General features: G+C 52.8%; 19 protein-coding genes and 1 tRNA gene. 15 read left to right on the top strand and 5 right to left on the bottom strand.

All coding sequences use genetic code 11. The features are described from left to right. Positions 1-71 precede the first annotated feature (71 nt). On the bottom strand, positions 72-1,457 hold the full coding sequence (locus H144_RS0100780; RefSeq protein ID WP_019940112.1) for an MATE family efflux transporter: 1,386 nt from the start codon (positions 1,455-1,457) through the stop codon (positions 72-74). 337 nt (positions 1,458-1,794) lie between these two features. Between H144_RS0100780 and hflX the strand changes: the two genes are divergently transcribed. The 6 genes from hflX to H144_RS0100740 all read left to right on the top strand — a co-directional run bounded on the left by hflX (position 1,795) and on the right by H144_RS0100740 (position 7,444). Next, positions 1,795-3,036, top strand: a complete 1,242-nt coding sequence (gene hflX / locus H144_RS0100770; protein WP_019940110.1) for a GTPase HflX — start codon at positions 1,795-1,797, stop codon at positions 3,034-3,036. Between the two features lie 115 nt (positions 3,037-3,151). Next, a tRNA-Arg gene (locus H144_RS0100760) sits at positions 3,152-3,223 on the top strand. Positions 3,224-3,481: 258 nt separating this feature from the next. Then, positions 3,482-4,573: a type I restriction endonuclease gene (locus H144_RS0100755; protein WP_019940109.1), complete on the top strand. Its 1,092-nt coding sequence runs from the start codon at positions 3,482-3,484 to the stop codon at positions 4,571-4,573. Between the two features lie 338 nt (positions 4,574-4,911). After that, positions 4,912-5,331: a hypothetical protein gene (locus tag H144_RS33115; protein ID WP_026350295.1), complete on the top strand. Its 420-nt coding sequence runs from the start codon at positions 4,912-4,914 to the stop codon at positions 5,329-5,331. A gap of 72 nt (positions 5,332-5,403) precedes the next feature. Then, positions 5,404-6,003, top strand: a complete 600-nt coding sequence (locus H144_RS33110; protein WP_374754580.1) for a glucuronyl esterase domain-containing protein — start codon at positions 5,404-5,406, stop codon at positions 6,001-6,003. A 220-nt stretch (positions 6,004-6,223) separates the two neighbouring features. Then, positions 6,224-7,444 carry an inositol-3-phosphate synthase gene (locus H144_RS0100740; RefSeq protein ID WP_019940108.1) on the top strand — a complete coding sequence of 407 codons (1,221 nt, stop codon included), beginning with the start codon at positions 6,224-6,226 and terminating at the stop codon, positions 7,442-7,444. Positions 7,445-7,470: 26 nt separating this feature from the next. On the opposite strand, the gene H144_RS0100735 is transcribed toward H144_RS0100740, so the two are convergent. Then, the gene (locus H144_RS0100735; protein ID WP_019940107.1) at positions 7,471-8,238 is read right to left on the bottom strand and encodes a DeoR/GlpR family DNA-binding transcription regulator; all 768 of its coding nucleotides are present in this window, start codon (positions 8,236-8,238) and stop codon (positions 7,471-7,473) included. A 343-nt stretch (positions 8,239-8,581) separates the two neighbouring features. On the opposite strand from H144_RS0100735, the gene H144_RS0100725 reads away from it, so the two are divergent. The 9 genes from H144_RS0100725 (at position 8,582) to H144_RS0100685 (ending at position 19,791) form a co-directional block, all read left to right on the top strand. Next, positions 8,582-9,829 carry an MFS transporter gene (locus H144_RS0100725; RefSeq protein ID WP_019940105.1) on the top strand — a complete coding sequence of 416 codons (1,248 nt, stop codon included), beginning with the start codon at positions 8,582-8,584 and terminating at the stop codon, positions 9,827-9,829. Next, positions 9,826-10,830, top strand: a complete 1,005-nt coding sequence (locus H144_RS0100720) for a 2-hydroxyacid dehydrogenase (RefSeq protein WP_019940104.1) — start codon at positions 9,826-9,828, stop codon at positions 10,828-10,830. The genes H144_RS0100725 and H144_RS0100720 overlap by 4 nt, the downstream gene beginning before the upstream one ends. A 9-nt stretch (positions 10,831-10,839) precedes the next feature. Continuing rightward, a complete protein-coding gene (locus H144_RS0100715; protein ID WP_019940103.1) occupies positions 10,840-12,285 on the top strand; it encodes an FGGY-family carbohydrate kinase in 1,446 nt (481 codons plus the stop codon). Positions 12,286-12,288: 3 nt separating this feature from the next. Next, complete coding sequence (locus H144_RS0100710) at positions 12,289-13,746, top strand: FGGY-family carbohydrate kinase (protein ID WP_019940102.1); 1,458 nt, start codon at positions 12,289-12,291, stop codon at positions 13,744-13,746. Between the two features lie 2 nt (positions 13,747-13,748). Further along, positions 13,749-14,351: a histidine phosphatase family protein gene (locus H144_RS0100705; protein WP_019940101.1), complete on the top strand. Its 603-nt coding sequence runs from the start codon at positions 13,749-13,751 to the stop codon at positions 14,349-14,351. A 17-nt stretch (positions 14,352-14,368) separates the two neighbouring features. Beyond that, positions 14,369-15,295 carry a glycerophosphodiester phosphodiesterase family protein gene (locus H144_RS0100700; protein ID WP_157504373.1) on the top strand — a complete coding sequence of 309 codons (927 nt, stop codon included), beginning with the start codon at positions 14,369-14,371 and terminating at the stop codon, positions 15,293-15,295. A gap of 149 nt (positions 15,296-15,444) precedes the next feature. Then, positions 15,445-15,798 (top strand): PadR family transcriptional regulator, encoded by a 354-nt coding sequence (locus H144_RS0100695; RefSeq protein ID WP_019940099.1) that lies wholly within the window; start codon positions 15,445-15,447, stop codon positions 15,796-15,798. A gap of 3 nt (positions 15,799-15,801) precedes the next feature. Further along, positions 15,802-18,459, top strand: coding sequence for a permease prefix domain 2-containing transporter (locus tag H144_RS0100690; protein ID WP_019940098.1), 2,658 nt, complete (start codon positions 15,802-15,804; stop codon positions 18,457-18,459). Between the two features lie 135 nt (positions 18,460-18,594). Further along, the gene (locus H144_RS0100685) at positions 18,595-19,791 is read left to right on the top strand and encodes a L,D-transpeptidase family protein (protein ID WP_019940097.1); all 1,197 of its coding nucleotides are present in this window, start codon (positions 18,595-18,597) and stop codon (positions 19,789-19,791) included. Here the strand turns inward: H144_RS0100685 and H144_RS0100680 are convergent. The 3 genes from H144_RS0100680 to H144_RS0100670 form a co-directional block, all read right to left on the bottom strand. Continuing rightward, positions 19,764-20,528: a murein L,D-transpeptidase catalytic domain family protein gene (locus tag H144_RS0100680; RefSeq protein ID WP_033402347.1), complete on the bottom strand. Its 765-nt coding sequence runs from the start codon at positions 20,526-20,528 to the stop codon at positions 19,764-19,766. The genes H144_RS0100685 and H144_RS0100680 overlap by 28 nt on opposite strands. 191 nt (positions 20,529-20,719) lie before the next feature. After that, positions 20,720-21,577 carry a prephenate dehydrogenase gene (locus H144_RS0100675; RefSeq protein ID WP_019940095.1) on the bottom strand — a complete coding sequence of 286 codons (858 nt, stop codon included), beginning with the start codon at positions 21,575-21,577 and terminating at the stop codon, positions 20,720-20,722. 30 nt (positions 21,578-21,607) lie between these two features. After that, positions 21,608-22,765 carry a pyridoxal phosphate-dependent aminotransferase gene (locus H144_RS0100670; protein ID WP_019940094.1) on the bottom strand — a complete coding sequence of 386 codons (1,158 nt, stop codon included), beginning with the start codon at positions 22,763-22,765 and terminating at the stop codon, positions 21,608-21,610. Positions 22,766-22,845: the final 80 nt, after the last annotated feature.

Genomic DNA, 22,845 nt, shown 5'->3' with positions numbered 1-22,845 from the left:
GCGTACCGCAATCAGACAGTGCCGGAACAATGCGATCAAAACATGACTTCCCCGAATAAATCCCGGCATAGTTAGACTTTTATGACCTTCCATCCCCCGAGACGGAACCGCCATATGCCCATGATGGCCAGTACGGACTCCGCGATGGGTACCGCTGCAAACACCCCGACCGGCCCTAACCCGAGGATAACGGCCAGTACATACGCAACGGGAATCTGGACTCCCCAGAACCCGATCAGGTTCAGCACCATCGGCGTTTTGGTATCGCCCGCGCCATTCAGCGACTGGATCACCACCATGCCGTATGCATAGAACCCGTACCCCAGGCACAGCACACGCAGAGCCAGCTTGCCCGTTTCGACAACGTCCTGCTGCCCGCTGAACAGGCTGATAATGTCCCCGGCGCCGATGAACATGAACACCGACAGTCCCAGCAGGAATATGAGGTTGAACCGGGCGCATTTCCATACCGAAGCTTCCGCCCGGTCGGGCTTTTCGGCACCCAGATTTTGCCCTACCAATGTAGCTGCCGCATTCGCCAGGCCCCACGCCGGAAGCAATGTGAACATGATCACCCGGATAGCGATAGTGTACCCGGCCACGACGTCGCTGCCGAATTCGGACAGGATGCGCGTCAGGAAAATCCAGCTCGCCGAGCCGATCAGGAACTGCACGGTACCGCCGGTAGCAACCTTGACAATGGCCGCGATCGTTTCAAAATCAGGACGGAGATCGGTCCAGTGAAGGCCTAATGCCCGGCTGCCTTTTGCCAGCGAAAACAATTGATAACCAACGCCAATCGACCGCCCGGTGGCCGTCGCCAATGCGGCGCCGGTTACACCCAGTTCAGGAAAAGGCCCGACTCCGAATATCAGCATCGGTCCCAGGAGCATATTGAACCCATTGGCGATCATCAGCGAACGCATGGCCGTTGCCGCTGCGCCCGCACCGCGCAATGCGCCGCTCAGCGAGTACAGCAGCACCACCACGGGACTGCTCAGGAACTGGATACGGGCAAAATCGGTACCCGTTTCGATCACTTTGGCATCGGCGCCCATAGCCCTGAGGATGTCGCTCGCGAGCCAGAAACCCAGCACGGCCGTGACCGACGAAATAGCCAGCGAAATGAAAATGACCTGCCCCACAGCATGCCGCGCCTTGTCCAAATTTCCCTCCCCGGTCCGGCGGGCAATGGTGGCCGTAGCCGCTGTGCTCAAACCAATGGCCAGGGAATAGACAAGCGTAATCACGGATTCGGTAAGGCCCACCGTCGCGACGGCCTCGGTGCTTACTTTGGAAACAAAGAAAATATCAACGACCGCAAAAAGCGACTCCATGACCATTTCTAGGATCATGGGAACGGATAAAAGAAAAATTGCACGGTTGATGCTGCCTTCGGTAAAACTTTCTTCGGAGCCACGAATAGCCTGACGAAGCAGTTGAAACCACTTTTTCATGGATAGTAAAAATTTGCAATAATGAATAAATACGAAATTGCACAGCCAGCGAGGGCCGTAAAAAGATTGCCTGTGAATAGGCAGAGAATGAGAGATGGCTAAGTATTAGCCGAAGATGAGCACCAACATAGGCTTTAAGAATTTCGGCAAAGATACAAAAGACTTTTTCGAAGAATCAAATAAAAAAATGGATTTGTTAAATGGTAAATGTAATTTCACAAATTCCTGCCGTGAACTTTTGCGGTTGACAAACCGTTGCAACTCTGCCCCTTTTCCGGCATGCGGGTATGCTTTTGCAGGATTTTTGAGCCGGGACAAGCCATAAAAACACCAGTGCATGATCGATAAGAAGAAATTATATTCCACAGCCGCCAAAAAGGAAACCGCCGTACTGGTGGCTGTAAGTACCCAAAAACAAAACGCCGAAAAAACGAAGGAATACCTCGACGAACTGGCGTTTCTGGCGACGACGCTGGGCGTGGAAACGGTTCAGACATTTACCCAAAACCTCGAACGTACCGATATCCGGACTTACACCGGAAAAGGGAAACTCGAAGAAATCCTGATCTACGTTACCGCCAACCCGGTGGACATGATCATTTACGACGACGACCTCACGCCCTCGCAGGTGCGTAACCTCGAAGCTGTTTTTAAGGACATCAAAGTCATCGACCGCAGCTTGCTCATTCTCGCCATTTTCGCGATGCGCGCCCAGACGGCCCAGGCGAAATTGCAGGTAGAACTCGCTCAGTACCAATATATGTATCCGCGACTGACCCGCCTGTGGACGCACCTTAGCCGCCAGTCGGGTGCGGGCGTAGGGATGCGTGGACCGGGTGAAACCGAGCTCGAAACCGACCGCCGGATCGTGAAGGACCGCATTGCGTTCCTGAAAGAGAAGCTGGAAAAGGTGGATAAACAGAGCGTAACGCGCCGGAAGGAACGCGACCGCCTGGTGCGCGTGGCCATTGTCGGCTACACCAACGTCGGGAAATCGACCCTGATGCGCAATCTTTCGAAGGCCGACGTTTTCGCCGAAAACAAACTCTTCGCGACCGTTGATTCAACCGTGCGGAAGGTGAATATGGAAAACATCCCGTTCCTGCTGACGGACACGGTCGGTTTTATCCGCAAGTTGCCCACGACGCTGATCGAGTCCTTCAAATCGACGCTGGACGAGGTGCGCGAAGCGGACATTCTGATGCACGTGGTCGACATTTCGCACGCATCGTTCGAGGAGCACCTGGATGTGGTGAACAAAACGCTCGAAGAGATCGGCGCCGCCAACAAGCCATCCATATTGGTTTTCAATAAGATAGACCTTTATAAACCGGGCTACAACGAAGAAGATACCGACGAAACCACGACGACGGAGCTTTCGACAAAAGAGCTGATCGAGCAGTTGAAACGCAGCTACATTGCCGAAAAAGCGGACCACGTGGTCTTCATTTCCGCCCAGGAAAAGGAAAACATCGACGAATTGAAGCGTATGCTGTTCTCATTGGTGAAGGAAAAACACTTCTCCATTTACCCGAACTGGCTCGATCTCGGCTACACCCCGGTGCAAACAGAGGAATAATCATTTGTAATTCAAACGAATTTTTCTGAGTTTTGCACCCCGAAAATGCCATTTTTCCCGATGTTCTGCGGTTCGATTCCCGTCGCAGCCACATGAAAAGGCACGATCGAAAATAGACTGCGTAGTTCAACGGATAGAATAGGAGTTTCCTAAACTCTAGATATGGGTTCGATTCCCGTCGCGGTCACAGAAGCCAGGCTTGATGCCTGGCTTTTTTTTGCATAAATCGACGCAGTTTCCCCTGGCGGGGAAATGGCTTACCTGTCATTGATTTCCTCCGTTGTTTCGAGCCACAGGGTCTCTGCACACTAAGAAGAATGAAATCTCCGCAGCAAAATCGCTATAAATCATATCCAATTACTTCCATATCAGTAGAACTATTTAAATTACCCCTTGAAGTAATATTAATTAAACCATTCTCTACAATAATAAATGATTTACAAAAATGGACTTTAAGGATCAAATTAAGCAGTTCAGTGAACGTGTTAGCAAACTTAGAGACAATATCCACACAGAAGAGGCCACAAAAAATGCATTTATAATGCCTTTTCTTCAAATTCTGGGTTATGATGTATTCAATCCCCTGGAAGTCGTCCCAGAATTCATCTGCGACATTGGTATTAAAAAAGGGGAAAAGATTGATTATGCAATTTTCCGAGATGGCTCGCCAATAATCCTTGTTGAATGCAAGCATTGGAAACAAAAACTTGACGTTCATGATGGCCAACTTCTGAGATATTTTCACGTCTCGAAGGCCAAATTTTCCATCTTAACTAACGGAACAGTTTTTCGTTTCTACACCGATTTGGTAGAACCCAATAAAATGGACGAAAAACCTTTTCTCGAATTTAATATTGAAGAGATCAAAGACGGTCAAATAGAGCAACTTAAAGAATTCCATAAAGCATATTTCGACGTCGACAGCATTTATCAGTCAGCTAGCGAACTCAAATACATAAACGAGATCCGCCATCTGATTACGCAGGAATTTAACGAGCCGAATGATGAATTTGTAAAGTACTTTGCAAGACAGGTATATCCGTCTGTAATGACTTCGAAGGTTGTTGATGCTTTTAGAACATTGGTAAAAAGGACAATAACTAATATTATCAACGATACGATCAACGAGAGACTTAAATCCGCCATCGCTAAACATGACGCACCAATCCAAGAAGAACCTGCGCCTGGAACAATGACCGTAGCAAACAGCACCGCCAGTAACCAGGATAAGGAAATCGTGACTACTGACGAGGAACTTGAAAGCTTCTATGTGGTTCGCTCGATTCTGAGAACTAAGATACCTGCATCACGTATTACACATCGCGATGCACTTTCCTATTTTGCTATTTTCATTGACGATAACAATCGAAAGCCTATTTGCCGGCTGTATTTAAACAGCCCTACAAAACGCTACATCGGTGTATTTGACGTAGACAAAAAAGAGACCAAATTTGAGATCAGGACAATTGACGACATTTACAATTATTCAGAATCACTTATCAAGATAGCTGATCTTTACGCTGATACAAAGAAATAACATCGACCCAATCTATTTGTAAAAAAGCCAGGCTTGATGCCTGGCTTTTTTTGTACCCTACCCAGAACCCGTTTACCTAAGCAGCCTTGTACATTGCGGCCATTATTTCCCAATCCCCTTGCCTGCCACTTCCCGCCGACATACATTGCCACCATATCGCGGTTACACGCAATAAACGTTGAGAATTTCATTACGGTTGGGGTTTTGCTCTGACCGTTTTTGGTTTCCTGCCCGGTGAGGTCACGAACCCCGACATTCTAAAAACAAAGCCAGTATTCCCGCCGCTGCCCGACTTATTAGGACGCTTTGCACTTTAATACAAAACTCGTCCTAATCCCATGAAAATAAATCGTTTACTCGCCTCGGGCATCTTCGCTTCCGCGGGCGCATTCGCGCAGCAACCGGCCGCCCGGCAGCAAACCAATCAGCAACCCGCTCAGCAACAAGCCGCCAACCGCCCGACGATCGTGGCCGGCTTTCCCGTGAATTACTCCGAGGATTCCGTCGGGAACTACACTTTGCCGGAGCTTTTGAAAACGAGCGACGGTAAGGCGATCACAACGGCTAAGCAATGGACCGAAAAGCGGCGGCCGGAATTGCTGCGTCTGGTAGAAGAAAACCAGTTCGGAAAAATGCCGGGACGACCGAACGAGATGACTTTCAACGTATTCGATAAGGGTACGCTGGCATTCAATGGCAGGGCGGTCCGCAAGCAGGTGACGGTGTATTTCAAAAGGATACGTCGGACCATAAAATGAACCTGCTCATTTACACGCCGACCGCCGCCACGAAGCCCGTGCCGCTGCTGCTCAACATTTCTTTCGCCGCCTATAACCAGATCATCGACGATCCCGGGCTGCGCGTCGGGGAGATCTGGAACCGCGAGGGTAAAAAGGTCAAAGCGGATAAGCCCACGCCGTTCGGTAGGCGCTTCCCGGCTTGGGAAAACCGTTCTTTGGGCCGGCATTCACGACCCGCGCTTCAAAATGGTGATTGCGAGCATTTCCGGCGAGGGCGGCGCGGCGCTAGCCCGGCGCAACTACGGCGAAGCGATCCGGCACATTTCGGACCCGTCACGGTACCTGTACCAGTTTGCGCCCAATTACCACGGCTGGGCCGACAAGGTGGATGCGATGCCCATCGATGCGCATATGCTCGTGGCTCTAATGGCGCCCCGGCCGCTGCTCTTGCAAGCCCGAAGTACCGATTACTGGTCCGACCCGAAAGGTGAATTCCTCTCCGCCGTTGCGGCGTCGCCTGTTTACCGGCTTTTTGGCGAAACAGCTCCCGCGCCCAATGCGGCCATTCCTGCCGCGGGCGACAAATCTCTGCTCATGAACCACCTCGGGTACTACATGCATGAGGGTGGTCACACGGTGCTGCCGGAGGACTGGAAGCTGTTTATCGGCTATATGCAGAAGTATTTGTAAGGCTTTTCCTTTTTGAACGCTACTGCCGCGGAGGTGCCGCAACGGCATTCAAACTATTTGCAAAATCACACAAACGCGCATTTATGCAAACGTTTGCATAAATGCGATTTTAAAGTTGCATTAACCAATTTTAAACCTTTATTTTGACTCAAATTCAACCATTTCATATTTAATAAAATATTTTAAAAATATTTTTCATCATAAACTCGGAATATTAGAAATGTCAAATACTGGTCAAAAGATAAAGGTGGCGATTGTGGGCGTGGGAAACTGCGCAAGTTCATTGGTGCAAGGCGTAGAATATTACACGAAGTTTTCTAAAAAAACGTCGGGACTAATGGCCGACGAGATCGGCGGTTACCGTGCGGAGCATATTGAATTTGTCTGCGCATTCGATATCGATGAGCGGAAGATCGGCTTGCCTTTGAAAGAAGCGATTTTCACCAAACCGAACTGCGCAATCGAGCTCTATACGGACATTGCCTCTGAAGCGCCCGTGTACCGCTCGCCGGTGATCGACGGCGTGTCGCCCCAGATGCTTGCCTATCCGGCCGACAACCGGTTTGTCATAAAAGAAGAATTACACACAACCGACCTGCTCGCCAATGCGGCTGGGTACGACCGTTCCCTGGCCGATACCATCCGACAGGAAATCATCACGCACCTGCGCGAGCATGAGGCAGAGGTATTAATCAATTATTTACCGGTGGGTTCTCAGTTAGCCACGGAATTTTATGCAGAGATTTGCCTGGAATTGGGTATTTCGCTTGTGAACTGCATTCCGGTATTCATTGCCTCCGACCCGGAATGGGAACAAAAATTCATCGACGCAGGCATTCCCATCATCGGCGACGACATGCGCAGCCAGTTTGGCGCCAGCATTCTTTCCCAAATGTTGCAGGAACTCGCCTTCGAACGCGGCCATCACGTGAAGGCCCACATTCAGCGTAATGTCGGCGGCAATACCGACTTCCTCAATATGGAAGACAAAAACCGCCTGAAATCCAAGAAGATATCCAAGGAAAATGTAATCCGGGCGCAAAACGAGATTCGTGGCATTTCTACGGCCGACAGCTTCCTGCACGCGGGACCGTCGGAATACATTGCATTTTATGGCGATAACAAGGTGGCCAACTTCCGCCTCGAACTGGAAGGCTTCATGGGTTCGCCGGTAACATTGGATGCCCAGCTTTCGGTGCAGGACTCGCCCAACTCGGCCGGCGTGGTGATCGACGCGGTGCGTTACGTATATGTGGCACGTGAAATGGGCATCGTGGGTGCATTGCGCGGGCCGTCCGCCGCCACCCAGAAAACGCCACCACAGCAAATGATGTTCGCCGACGCTACTTACGAATGTCACGCACTGGCCAAACGCGAACTCACCGCCTCTACCCGTAAGCAATTGAAAATCAGCTATGAACTAGCCGATAAAATGGATTAATACCAGCAGATTCACATCCTAAACCCTTACTTCCCTGCAACCAGCACTTTCACGCCACGGTCTTCCAGGGACTTCACGGCCTCGTCAGGCACCCCGGCATCGGTCACGATGTAGTGGACCTGGTCGAGGTCGCAAATTTTGCCGATCCCCCGCTTACCGAACTTCGTGTGGTCGGCAAGAACCACCACAATTTGCGCGGTACCGATCATTTTCTGGTTCAATCCAGCCTCGGTTAGGTTGCTGATCGACAGACCGAAATCGAAATCGATACCATCCACGCCGATAAACAGCACACCGCAGGAAATGTGTTCGAGGATGTATTCGGCATAAGATCCCGCCACCGACGACGAATTCTGGCGGATGAGACCGCCAAGTTGCAGCACTTCCACATTCGGTCGGTTGCTCAGTTCGAGCGCGACCTTCACGGCCGGCGTAATGACGGTAATCTGCCTGGCCGGATGCAGGCAGCGCGCGAGCTCGAACACGGTGGTACCCGACCCGATCATGATAGAATCGGTTTGGCGGATCAGGCTCAACGCTTCGCGGGCGATCCGCTGCTTCTCGTCCGAATTGATGAATTCCTTCTCATTAATGGGCCGCTCCACGGCGTAAGGGTTATTCAGCGAACCGCCGCCGTGTGTCCTGAACAGGAGATTTTTGTCTTCGAGGAGTTTCAAATCCTTCCGGATGGTCACACCCGATACCTGCATTTGCTCCGAAAGCTGCACGATGCTTACCGTACCAGCCCTTTTCAGCTCCTGCAAAATGAATTGATGCCTTTCCGTGATTGTCATTTCGATATGCTTTGAAAGCAAGTATAAACATAGTTTCCCGAACGCGGAAGTTCCGCGTCAAAAACAGCGCCACCATTGCCGACATATTTATTTTTGAAATACAAATAATACAAAATAAAGGACGCAAACCCGCCCATCTGACACCCTCGGCAGGATATTATCATATTGTTAAAATTAGAACGCAAAGTTTCAAATACTTTAATAATCTTTAATTTTGTTTAAATAATTTAATTTCGTTTTGTTTGCAGGGTATTTCGACTAACTATTTTCATGCTTTTTATTCCAATTATCCCAAAAAGCTATCGGTAGCAGTGCCAGTCGCTGATCTACATTCCTGAACCCCATGCAAAAGACACCAACAACACCATTCGACCGCGTCGGGCTGCCGGGGCACCTGGCCTGGGGTTACCTGGGCATTCTGATCTTCATGATGGGCGACGGCGTGGAACAAGGCTGGCTGAGCCCCTATCTCCTCGAACGCGGCATGACCATCCAGCAATCCGCCTCGCTGTTTACGGTTTACGGCATCACCATTGCCATTTCCTCCTGGTTTTCGGGTGTCCTTGCCGAGGGATACGGTCCGCGCCGGGCCATGCTGCTGGGCATTCTGCTGTACGTCATCGGCACAATCGGGTTTGTGGGATCAGGCATGGAATCGCTGAATTTCCCCGTGATGCTCCTCACCTATGCGATCCGCGGCTTCGGATACCCGTTATTCGCCTATTCGTTCCTTGTGTGGATCACCTACCGGACGCCCGAAAACGCGCTGGGACGTGCCGTAGGCTGGTTTTGGTTTGTATTTACCGGCGGGCTCAATGTCTTCGGCGCCTACTATTCCAGCTGGGCCATCGAGCGGCTGGGTTATCAGAACACGCTGTGGAGCTCGATATTCTGGGTGTCCGTCGGGGCATTTTTCGCGCTGGTATTAAACAAAGACCGCTTTCATTCCACGGGCGAGGCCGCGGGTAAGGCGAAAGAATTGCTCAAAGGTTTCACCATCATCCGGGAAGAACCGAAGGTGCTGATCGGCGGCATTGTACGCATTATCAATACCACGGCGCAGTTTGCATTTCCCGTGTTCCTGCCTACGTACATGGCCGCGCACGGGCTTTCCACGCAGGAGTGGCTCTGGATCTGGGGCACTATTTTCACGAGCAATATCATTTTCAACCTCATATTCGGTTTCGTAGGCGACCGCCTGGGCTGGCAGAACACCATTATGTGGTTCGGCGGGGTCGGCTGCGGCGTGAGCACATTGCTTTTTTACTATTCACCCGCCCTTTTCGACGGCAATTTCTGGCTCATCCTCCTTCCCGGCATTCTCTGGGGCGCCTTACTGGCCGGCTATGTGCCGCTTTCTGCATTAGTACCTTCGCTGGTTAAGGAAGAAAAAGGTGCCGCCATGGCCATTCTCAACCTAGGCGCAGGGTTACCGGTATTCATTGGCCCCGCCATTGTCGGATTGTTTATCGGCTCAATCGGCAGCGAGGGCGTAGCGTGGACATTGGCGATACTCTATTTCATCAGCGCCGTTCTGGCGCGGTTCATCAGCTTACCCAAACCACAAACTACTGCAATACCAACCCTATGAAAATACTCATCACCGCCCCGTACCACAACAAGGCGCAGCAGTTTCTGACACAACATTTCGGAGAGATCATCTACAAGCCATGGAAATTACAGGAGCGCGCCTACAACGAGGGCGAGCTCATCGCATTGCTGAACGAAACGCAGGCCGAAGCCCTGATTACCGAGCACGACCACGTCACGGCGGCGGTAATCGCGGCATTTCCCGGTCTGCAATTCATCGGCGTTTGCCGTGGAACGCCTTCCAATGTAGCCGTAGCCGCAGCCACGGCCCAGGGCATCCCGGTTTTCAACACGCCGGCGCGGAATGCCCAGGCCGTGGCCGAAATGTTCATTGCCAACCTCATTACATTGCTGCGCAACACGCTCGCAGGCATTGCCTGGCTCGAAGGCGGACGATGGGAAGCCGGGGCACACACGTCGTATTTGCAGTTTAAGGGAAATGAAATTGCAGGAAAAACGATCGGAATGGTCGGTTTTGGAGCGGTGGGGCAGACTATCGCAAACCTCGTAAAGCATTTTCCGGCCGAAATCCTGTATTACGATCCATTCTATACATCAGACGATCCGGCTTATCAAAAGGTGGGCCTGGAAGACGTTTTCCGGCTTAGCGACGTCGTTTCGATCCATTTACCCGTCAATGCCGACACCGAGGGCATGATCGGCGAAGCATTGATCGGCTTGATGAAAAAGAACGCCATATTCGTGAACACCGCCCGTGCCGTGGTGGTGAAGCGGGAGGCATTGCTCTCGGCCATCGAAAACAACGCGATCCGCGGTGCCATCCTCGACGTGTTCGACCACGAACCGCCCGATGAATTGGACTACCGCCTGATCCACCACCCGAATGTCCTCGCTACGCCGCACATCGCCGGGGCGACTTTCGAGGTGGAAGATCACCACGCCGACATTATGAACAAGGCCCTGCATGACTTTTACATCGCAGGCAACCGCCAAATCCGCCAGCTGGTGAACCGGGAGGTATTGTCTGTCAAAAACCATTAACCCATTCCGATGACATTGAAACAGGCTTATCTCGTGACGGATATCGGTACAGGCAACGTGCGCGTCGCCATTGCCGACACCGCCGGCGCGATCCTCGGCGTAGCGAGCGGCGATATGCGCTACGAGAAGGATGAACATTACCCCGAATCCATCTTTTTCGACCCGAATGCGCTTTGGGAGCAGGTGAAGACATTGGCAAAAAGCGCGTTGGCGCAGGCCGGCCCGGTCCGCATCGCCGCCATCACGGCCACCAGCCAGCGCGAAGGTATTGTTACGATAGACAAAAATGGTCATTCGCTCATTGGCATGCCCAATATCGACCACCGCGGGCGAGAATGGGAGCATGGCCCATTCGATAAACACGAGATTTACCAGCTCACGGGCCGCTACCCTACCTCGCTCTTTTCAGCCCTTAAACTCGCAGGCCTGCGCGAGCGCCGTGCCGATCTGTGGGAGCAAACGGCCACTTTCACGAGCATCAGCGACTGGGCCCAGTTCATGTTCAGCGGCATCGTGGGCTACGAGCATTCTCAGGCGTCGGAAACATTGCTGTATGACGTGGCGAAAAGCGAATGGTCGCGGAAGCTTTGTGATACCTATCAAATAAGCACTGCATGGCTTCCGCCGCTCGTGCATTCGGGCCTGGTACTGGGTAAAGTACGGGCCGAAGTCGCGCAGGAACTGGGTATTTCGGGCGGAGCGGATGTGATCGTCGGCGGAGCGGATACCCAACTGGCCATTATGAGCCTGGAACCGTCTTTGGAGGATATTGTGATTGTTTCGGGCACGACTACGCCTATTCTTAAAATAGCCGGTCATTACGTGACCGACGCGCAGGAACGCACCTGGACGAACCGCCACACCGACCATACCAGTTTCCTGCTGGAAGCCAACGCGGGCGTCACCGGCCTGAACTACCAGCGCTTGAAAGAGATATTTTACCCGAATGAAACTTACGACGTCATCGAAACCGAGGTAGCGGCCATCCGCGACACGCATTGTGTGGGCGCCCTGGGCTCGCTGCTGGCGAATGAAAAGTCGCCGCTGGTCCGTGGGGGCTTCATATTCAACACACCCGTTTCGCACCAGCTTTCCAGGGCACATTTTGTGTGGGCCACGTTGTGGGACATCGCGTGCAGCATTGCCGAAAATTACCGGGTGCTCCGCGAACTCACAAGCCACGAGCAGGACTATGTGTGGATGTGCGGCGGCGGCGTGCAGAGCGGGTTGCTGCGCCGGTTTATCGCCAATTTGTTGGGCAAAAAAGTGATGATCCGCACCAACTACCGCCAGGCCTCGGTCTCGGGCGGGGTGGCGATCTGCAATACTGCATTGGGCATTCCCAACCATTCTCCGCAAACCCTGGAGATTACGCAGCCCGACAGCGATCCGATCTACACGCAATGGTATAACGAATGGAAACGCAGCCGGGAGGCATTTAAAACCCTCAACTGAACCATGCACGCATATTTTCTGGGCATCGATGTAGGTACGCAGGGCGTACGGGTGGTCCTGCTCGACGAGCTCGGCGCAACCATAGGCAGCAGCGAACAGGTTTTCCCGCTTACCCCGGATTCCCGCGAGGAACAGTCGCCGGAAATGTGGTGGGTGGCGGCGTACGAATGCCTGCGCAGCCTGCTGATTTCGGTGAAAGACGATATCCATCTCAACGACATCAAAGCCCTATCCGTCACGTCCACGTCCGGCACCGTCATTCCGCTGGACGGGCGCAACGAGCCGCTGCACCATGCGCTGATGTATTCCGACACCCGTCCCACAGCGGAGGGAAAGCATTGCCGGGAAATAGCCGAACGCTTCCATCCGGAAGGTTATACCGGTTTCAATGCATCCAGCGGTTTATCCAAAATGGTTTGGTATTTCAACCATTTCCCTGAAAAAGCGGCGCATATTCATACCTGGATCCACGCCACGGATTTTGTCATCGGGAAATTGTGCGGAGACTATTCGGTAACGGATTATACCAATGCATTGAAATCCGGTTTCGACGTCGCGAAAGGCGAATGGCCCGCATACCTGACTTTCCATTTGCCTGTTCAAAAACACTGGCTGCAAAAAGTAGTGCCGTCGGGCACGCCGGTGGGCAGTTTACTTCCCGCATTGGCTGAGAATTTAGGTTTAAAACAAATACAAATCATCGCCGGTATGACCGACGGCTGCGCTTCCCAGGTGGCTTCCGGCGCCGTACGGCCTGGCGATTGGAACACCACCATCGGCACCACGCTCGTCGTCAAGGGTGTCACAGTCCGCGAAATCCGCGATCCCGAAGGCCGGCTGTACAGCCACCGCCACCCGGAAGGCTACTGGATGCCCGGCGGTGCAGGCAATATCGGTGCCGACTGGGTCTCTGCGGGTTTCTCCGAGGATCTGGCCGCATTGACCAAGGCGGCGGCCACCCTCATTCCCACGGGCCTGCTCGCCTACCCGCTCATGCAGCCGGGCGAGCGCTTTCCCTTCATTGCGCCGCAGGCACGCGGCTTCGCGCCGGCGGACGCGACGCGAGAGGCCCTGTTCACGGCTAACATGGAAGGTGTCGCTTTGGTGGAACGGTATGCCTATGAAATGATCGAAAGCCTGTCGGGCGAAGAAGTGGGGGCCGTTTTTACGGCCGGCGGCGGTAGTAACAGCGACGTGTGGCTGACCATCCGGGCCAATGTGCTCAACCGCCCTGTTCACAAATGCGGTAATGTGACGGGCGCTGCAGGTGCGGCCGTTGTGGCGGCTGCGGGCGCGCATTACGGCACGCTCACGAAAGCCGCCTCCGCGATGACGCGCATAGAGAAAACCGTTCACCCCGAACCGGCACTCGTGCACGCCTATGCGCGGCAATACCGGAATTTTATCCAAATTTTAACCGAAAAAGGATTTATCCCCGGCCCCGTGCCCATAACCCATTGACCATGCTCCACGTTTACCTGCTCCGCCACGGAGAAACTTTCTGGAACGCCGACGGCAACCGGTATTGCGGCGCCACCGACATCGGGCTCACCGAAAAAGGCCTGCAACAAGCGCACCAGGCGGCCGTACTGCTCAAAGACATCCGTTTCGATGCCGTGTATACCTCGCCGTTGCAACGTGCGCATCATACCGCGACCATCGCTTCCAGCAATTTCGCCGGTATCCATGTCGATCCACGCCTCATAGAAGCTTCGTTCGGGGAATGGGAGGGAAAAACACGTGCGGAATTCATCGCGGAAAACGCCGCGCTCTGGGATGCCTGGGCGCAGGAGCCCGACTACGTGCGCGCGGGCGGCACGGGCGAGACGGCAGTCGAAGTGGTGACGCGTGTGGACGAATTTTTCAATGCATTACACCAAAAACACCCCGACGGCACGGTGCTCGTGGTGGCGCATAATACGGTCAACCGCTTTTATATGGCCTGGAAACTCGGCATGCCGCTCAAAAACTACCGGCAGATCGTCCAGGAAAATTCTTCCATCACATTATTCAGTCTCGATGCCCGGGGAGAATTCAGTTTATTGAAACTCAACTGCCGCTCATGATATTTAACCGCTTTAACATGAAAAAGAAATTCGTCCTGCTACTCACCGCATTGCTCACCGGCAGCATTTCGGGATTTGCACAAAGCAAGCTCAATGTACTGAATATCAAAACCCCAAAAGACCTTCACGCACTATTCCGATATACGGAAAACGGCCCGATACTCATAGCCGGGCATCGCGGCGGAATGGTGAAAGGGTTTCCCGAAAACTCGATCGCCACCTTTGAAAATACGCTGAAATACACACCCGCATTCTTCGAAATCGACCCGCGGCTGACGAAAGACAGCGTCATGGTACTCATGCACGACGCCACGCTCGACCGCACGACGACCGGCACGGGAAAGTTATCGGATTACACATATGCCGAGCTCCAAAAATTCCGTCTGAAAGACGCCGAAGGCAACGTCACCGACTTCCCCATCCCGACCTTATCCGAGGTTATCGAATGGGCGCGCGGCAAAACCGTCCTCAACCTCGACCACAAGGATGTGCCCCTCGCCATGACCGCCGCACTGATCAAAAAGCACAAAGCCGACGCATTCGTGATGCTTACCGTGCACAGCGCTGCTGAAATGCAGTTTTATTTATCCCAAAACAAAAACCACACCTTCTCGGCATTCGTCCGGAACTTGAAAGAATATGAAGATTACGAAAAAGCCGGGGTGCCGTTTACCCAAATGATCGCCTACATCGGCCCGCACGTCAAGCCTGAAAACAAGGAATTATACACATTACTGCACCGAAAAGGCACCATGTGCATGATTTCGGCCGCCTCGTCCTATGACAAACTCAAAACCCCGGAAGAGCGCAAAGCCGCCTACCTCGCCATCGCCCGCGACGGCGCCTCGATCCTCGAATCGGATTTGCCGATAGAAGCCGCGGAGGCGGTAAAGGAATTCACAGAAAAGCGAGGCGCGAAGGCGGGGCTTTTTGGTAAAAAGTAATACAATCCCCGTGCAACCCCGAACAGGTAGCGTCCGGTTTTGAACAGGGATTTTTAGCAAAAGGGCCTCAAACAGAATGCAAATGCAGTTTCCGGATTTTGGCAAGGTTATTTTACATACGGAAATAGATATAATCCTGAACACATTCCATGAGACGAAGCGATCTGGGTGAATTTGAAGAAATCGTGCTGCTGGCCGTGGCCGCGCTGGCGCCGGGGGCGTATTCGGTGAGCATTGCCGAAGAGCTGGAAAACGAAACCGGGCAGACCGTCAGCACCGGGGCTGTACATGCCGCATTGCAGCGCCTCGAACAAAAAGGTTACCTGAGCTCGCACCTGGGCGAGGCTACACAGGAGCGCGGAGGCAGGCGGAAGCGGCTCTTCACCGTTACGGCCTATGGCGGCAAGATCCTCCACGACGTGCGTTCGGTCCGCAACAGCCTGTGGGACCGTATTACCCCCGCTGAAATGACCAAAATGGGCCTCAATTTTTCAAATAGCTAAGCCGTGCAACCACTCCCTCCCCGCTGGCTCGACAAGCTGGCCCACCGCATTTGCGCCCCGCACCTCCGCGAAGAGCTCCTCGGCGACCTCTACGAACGCTACGCCCTGCGCCACCGCCGTACCGGCGCCCGGAAGGCCAACTGGTTTTTCATGCGCGAGGTAACCGCGCTCTTGCGCCCATCCATCATGAAACGCAAACCCTCACCTTACCGCTCCCCATCCGCATTCAACCCCGAAATGTTACGTAACTATTTCAAAATCGGCTCGCGGGTGCTGCTCAAAAACAGCGGCTACTCCGCTATCCACATCACAGGGCTCTCGATAGGCCTGTGGGCATGCATGATGGTGGCTACCGTGGTAATCGACAGCCTTTCGTATGACCGGCAATGGAGCCGGAAGGATGATATTTACCGGATAGTGACGGTGAATAAAATGGCTCAAAACATATCCGAACGTAATTCATCGTCACCTTCGGGCCTTGCTCCAGTATTGCAGAAAAACTATGCAGAGGTTGAATCCTGGTCTGCCCTTAGCTCGGGTGAAAAACATTTTAAAATCCGTCTGACGGACAATGAAGGCATCAATACAAATCTACTGACCGCAGATACGTCGGTCGGCAGGATATTGGATTTAAAACTGCTTGCCGGAACGCTCAAACATCCGACACAAGCGCATCAGAGTTTAGTCGTTACCCGGTCCTACGCCGCACGGATTTTCCCCGGCCAGGACGCCGTCGGAAAGATCATATACGATATTCCTGTTTTCAGTTCCGAGCCCACACCTTATGAAATTACGGGCCTGATCGACGATTTACCGTATAATAGTCATCTACGCGCCGATGCGATCAGACTTGAAGTCTCAAAGCCTGAAACGCTTGTCAATAACGGCATCATGAGCTTCGGCAGAAACTACATACTGTTAAAACATGGCACCGACATTGCGGAATTCACCAAAAAGGTGAATGCATTTTATGTCCGGTTTATGAAAAACAATGACCGGGAACAGTTTGAATTTCAACCGCTGACAGATGTTTATCTGCATTCTGATTTTGCGGAAGGGCAACGTGTCAAAGCGAGTATCCGGACGATCTATATCTTCGGTGGCGTTGCATTGTTATTGCTATTCATTGCCTGTGTAAACTTTGTAAACCTCAGCACGGCCAAGGCATTTGCGAGGGTGAAAGAAGCCGGTGTACGGAAGGTATTAAGCGGGTCAAGGATGCAGCTTGTCATGCAACTCCTCACCGAAACCTTGCTTCTTTTTGGTATTTCAGTCGGTGTTGCGGTGTTTGCCTACTTCTTCACATTAAGTCCCGTCGAGAACTTTCTTGGGCATCGGCTGATACTGACTTTCACTTCGAATATGCTGATGGCGGCCGGCGCCTTACTCATGTTCTTTCTCACAGCCCTCCTCACAGGCTTATATCCCGCCTGGGTTATTTCAGGTTTTAAACCCGCCGCTACATTACGCGGCATGTTTACGGCATCGCTCGGGCAAATCGGCCTTCGTAAAACACTCGTGGTAGCGCAATTCTCCATTTCCATCATCGTGCTGGTGGCGACGATTGTGGTTTGGCAACAGTTCGATCTGATGAAAAATAAGGAACTAGGCTATGATAAAAACAATCTGATCGGCATTGAACAGATTTCATGGAATGGCAAGGGCGAGGCATTCAAAAACGAGGTGCAACGGATACCGGGCGTTGTGCGCAGCACTTTGAGTACGTGGATGCCCACGGAAGGCGCTGGTTATATGCAGCGAGAAGTCAAAGACCCCATTCATGCCAACCGCCGGATAAGGGTATGGTACATCGCAGGCGATATAGATTTGCCCGCAACCCTGGGGCTGAAAATGGTGAAAGGCCGCACTTTCAGCAACCGCTTCGCCGACGCATTCAATGCCGATTCCTTGCGAGAGGCGGATGTCGCAAAATTTGAACAGGCACAGATGAGGCAAAGTTCGCTTATGACCGCAACCGCTGCGCAAATGCTCGGTATCAGGCAGCTGGATACATATGCCAAGGATGCGCAATCGGTGCCGGTGGGAATTGTAAGCGATTTCCACAACGAATCACTCTACGAACCCATAAAACCCACGCTCATCCTCGCGCAAAAGGCGCCAGAGTATGGCGGTATGCTCATCCGCATTCAGCCAGGTACCGAAATGCAGGTCGCTGCCGGAATACGCAGGATTTGGAAGGGGTTTTTCGCGGACAAGCTACTCCGGATCAACAACGTGGAACAACAACTCACAAAACAATACGAAGCCGAATCCAAGCTTCATCAGCTCTTCCTTTTTTTTAGCGGGTTGACGATGTTCTTATCGGCGTTGGGCATTTTCGGGCTGGTGGTACAGGCGGCGGAGCAGCGGGCGAAGGAAGTCGGTATCCGCAAGGTACTCGGCGCTTCGGTGGCGGGCATTGTGGGGCTGATTTCCAGGGATTTTGTCAAATTGGTGGTGATTGCCATCGTCGTGGCGTCGCCGCTGGCGTGGTACGCATTGCAAAAATGGCTGGAAAGCTACCCTTACCGGACGCCGATCAGCTGGTGGGTGTTTGTCGCGACGGGCACGGCCACATTACTTGTGACAATCGGGACGGTGAGCTACCAGGCCATCCGCGCCGCTACGGCCGATCCGGTGCGGAGCCTTCGTAGCGAATGACGGGATTTTTGGGAATTAAAGAACAGCAATGGCACTTTAATTCCCCATTCTAACGGTGTGAAAGTGCATATCCAGCGGTTTTTACGTTAGCACAACAATTGTATAAATCCTGACAGCACCAAAATCACGATCGTAATGCAAATGCTGTCAGGCCTGGGTAAAGCCAGGTACATTCCCCTCCTGATCCTGTTCACGCTCGCTATCATGCAGTCGTGCCGGAAGAATCCGAAAGAAATGACCGATGCCGAGCTCGCCGCGGCGATCGGCGAGAAAAAAACCTACGACCAACTGCTTACACTGGCTGGTAATGCCGGTGTGGATGTCAAAAAATTCGAAATAAAAGGTGCACAGGCGCCCGTTTTTGCGCTGCTGGAAGAAATCGCTTACGGTCACAAGCCGGACATCCGGTTTACCCAAAAGAAAATCAAGGCCGACACATCGCTAATCCGCAATGCAGCCGAGGAACTGGTCAAAGGTGAGTCCCCGGAGAAGGTGCTGGAAAAGCTGGAACCGGTTTTTCCCGTTTACCACAACCTCAAAATCCATTACGATCGCCTGCTCAAAGCCCAGAAAAAGGACAGCGCCGCCTATGTGGCCCAGGCCCTGAATGCCTACCGATGGATCCACCGGCAAACCAAGGGCGCTCCGCGCTTTGTGGTGGTGAACATCCGCGGCGCTTACCTGACGGCGATGGATTCAGCGGGCAAAAACGTACTGACCATGCGCACCGTCGTCGGCAAGCGCGATACGCCTACGCCCACGATCGATACCTACGCGACGAGCATCGTCACGCATCCCTACTGGAACGTGCCCAAAAGCATTGCGATCAAGGAAATTTTTCCCAAGGCTGCCGCCAATCCTGAATATCTGGCTAAAAACCGCATTCAGGTAATCGGCAAGGATGGCCAGGCCATCAACCCGGAAGATCTCGAATGGGGCGACCTCACCGCCGAGAAATTCCCTTACCGCTTCCGCCAGGAAACGGGCGAGGACAATTCATTGGGGTTATTGAAAGTGGAGATCAAAAATCCGCTGGCCATTTACCTGCACGATACCAATGCGCGGTACCTGTTCGCCAGCAACCAGCGCTGGCGCAGCCACGGGTGCGTACGCGTGCAGCGGCCAACCGACCTGGCCAATTACATGGCCGGCACCAAGCTGCTCGACAGCGACTTTATGACCGAACCGGACACGGTTTCACACCCGCCGAAATGGCACAAACTGCAAGTGCGGATTCCTGTTTTTCTGCTGTATTTGCCCGCCGACTGTAACCCGAAAGGCGACCTGATGTTTTTCCCGGACGTTTACAAACGCGAAACGCCCAATGCCTGAACATCGGCAATCGCCTCCATTCCAGCCAGTAAGGATGATTTCTGGAGATAATGCTGGTCGCCGGAGTAGATGAAGAGCCCGGCACCATTGTAAAGCATATTGATCAGCTTTTTGGAATCAGCAATGGAAACGGCGGGACAACCGAGGCTGCGGCCCAGCCGCCCGGTGCTTTTGATAAATGACTCGCTCACGTAATCCGCTCCGTGCATCACGATGGCCCGTTCCAGTGCGCGGTCGTTAATACCTTTTTCCAGGCCTTCGAGCCGCAGCGAAATGCCGTGTTTGCCCTGGTAAGTGCCTAATGTTTTGTAAAAACCTAAACTCGACTGGTAGGAAGAATTGGCATTAGAGAAATGCTCGGCAAACTCGTTACCTGAATTCCGGCCATGCGCTACATAGGTATTGTAGAGCACTTTCTTTTTCAGTAAATCAATGACATACAAGCGCTTGTTGCGCGAAGATTGCGTAAAATCGCAGATCGCCAGGATCGGGTTATCCAGCTTGATTTTCTGGAAACCAAACCACGCACAATAGAATGCACGCTCCGATAAGCCCTGTTTTTTGAGATCGAGGGAGTCGTACAAGGAAACCCATTCGGGGCGTGTGGCGGCCGAATCCGTTTTCACGACGGCCGTGTTATTGTGGGAAAGATTGGAAAATGAGTCGGCCCGGTGTACACCCATTGAAATGCCTGCTGCTATCAACACCGCTACCAGAACTCCATGCGCTTTTGTCATTTCTTATTGTTTTGTTGAGATCAAATGCTTCAAAATCAATCAAGAAGAGGCGCCGCTAAACGACCCTAACCTAACAGCCCAGAAAACGCAAATGGTTCCGAAAAATTTCAGAACCATTTACAATTAACTAATAATCAATTACTTAAATACACAATTCATAACCATTCCTGACCACACTTGACAGCAGTTGTCTACTTTTTCTCAATCCCCGCCAAAACCCGTCCGATGTCATTCGCCCGGGCCATATAGGAAAGGCTGGCATCCATATCTCGGCCGTCGATCGCTTCCTTGAATTTTTTCAGCAGCTCGATATAGTCGCCCAATGCCTTGGAAACGTTCTTTTTGTTCTGGTCAAAAATCGGGGCCCACATTTGGGGCGAGCTTTTCGCCAGACGTACGGTGGAGGAAAAACCGGTGCTGGCCATGTCGAAGATCGCACGCTCGTCACGTTCCTTGTCCAAAACCGTCATACCCAATGCAAACGAGCTGATATGGCTCAGATGCGACACGTAAGCCAGATGCAAATCGTGCTCGACGGGCTTCATATAATGGATTCTCATGCCCACGTCGCGCAGGAAGGTTTCTACCAGCCCGATCGAATCCGGGTTACTTTTTTCCTTATCGCAAATGATCACGTTTTTATCGATCAGCAGCTCCTTGAATGCCGCGCCCGGGCCCGAATTTTCGGTACCGGCCATCGGGTGTGCCGCTACGAACTGGCCGCGTTTCGGGTGCTTGTCTGCCAGTTTGCATATGAGCTCTTTCGTAGAGCCCAAATCGGTGATCGTCCGGCCGTCGGGCAGGTGATCGAGCATATAAGGCAGCAATTTTGTAATGGCGTCCACGGGCGTCGCAAGCACATTCAGCTCGGCTACCTGCAATGCCTCGTCGAGCGTCAGGATTTCGTCCACGATCCCTTTCGCCAATGCTATTTTCTGGTTGACCGCCGAGTTGTCCACGCCTACGAATTTCACATGCGGGTATTTCTCGCGCAGCCCCAGGGCAAACGACCCGCCCAGCAGGCCTACCCCTATGATACTGATTATCATTATATTAAAATTTTAATACCTCTAAAAACATTACCCCTTGATCCGCGCCACTGCCTCCCAGATCCTTTCTTTGGGCAGGCACAACGACAACCGGATATAACGCTGGCCCTTGGGGCCAAAAATGAAGCCGGGCGCGATAAACACATGCTTTCCGACGAGCAAACCATTCACCAGCGTTTCGGCCGACTCCGTGGAATCGGGCAGCTTGCCCCAGAGGAACATGCCTTCCTGCTTGTTGTCCCAGGTGCAGCCTAGCGCGCTCAGCAATGCCTCCGAAGCCTCCAGGCGGCCCTGGTACACGGCATTACGCTCGGCGTGCCATTCCGGTGGGTTGGCCAAGGCGGCCACGGCAGCTTCCTGCATCGCCCAGAACATCCCCGAATCGACATTGCTTTTGATCGTCAGCACGGCGCTGATGTACTCTTTCGCGCCCGCCAGCCATCCCAGCCGCCAGCCGGCCATATTATGCGACTTGCTCATCGAATTCAGCTCGATCGCCACATCCTTCGCACCTTCCACCGAGAGCAGGCTGATCGGTTCCTTCTTATTCAGGACCAAACTGTACGGATTGTCGTGACAAAGCAATATCCGGTGCTTTTTCGCAAACGCAACGGCCTCTTCAAACAACTCCTGCGTAGCGGGCGCTCCGGTGGGCATATGCGGGTAATTAAGCCACATGATCTTCGTTTTCGGCGTCACCAGGCTTTCCATCGCATTCCAGTCAGGCTGCCAGCCGTGATCTTCGCGCAACGGATATTCCTTCACCGCCGCACCGACCATCTGGCTCACGGCCCGGTAGGCCGGGTAGCCCAGCTCAGGCACGAGGACCTCGTCGCCCGGATCGAGGAACGTCAGCGATATGTGGGTAATGCCCTCCTTGGAGCCGATGAGGGGCAATATTTCGGTATTCGGATCGAGTGTTACGCCATAAGTACGATAATAAAAATCTGCCACTGATTTTCTGAAAGCGGGGGTGCCTGTATAAGGCTGATAACCATGCGCCTGCGGTTGATAGGCAGCGGTTGTCAATGCTTCCAGCGTTTCTACTGAGGGCATCATATCCGGGTTTCCGATCCCGAGATTGATGACGTCATGCCCTTCGGCAATCAGTTTGCGCACTTCGGCCAGCTTCACCGAAAAATAGTATTCCGATGTCTGCCTGGTGCGCTGTGCAGTTTCAATGATCATTATTATGATTAAATTGTGCTTTTAGCCCTTGGCTATCAGCGGTTAAAACGTTCATCCGGAACACCCCGGCGAAACGGGGC

Origin of the sequence: Dyadobacter beijingensis DSM 21582, from assembly GCF_000382205.1 — a bacterium.
Classification (GTDB): Bacteria; Bacteroidota; Bacteroidia; order Cytophagales; family Spirosomataceae; genus Dyadobacter; species Dyadobacter beijingensis.
Note: the sequence above shows the minus strand (reverse complement) of the source record. Positions and strands in the feature narration are given on the sequence as shown.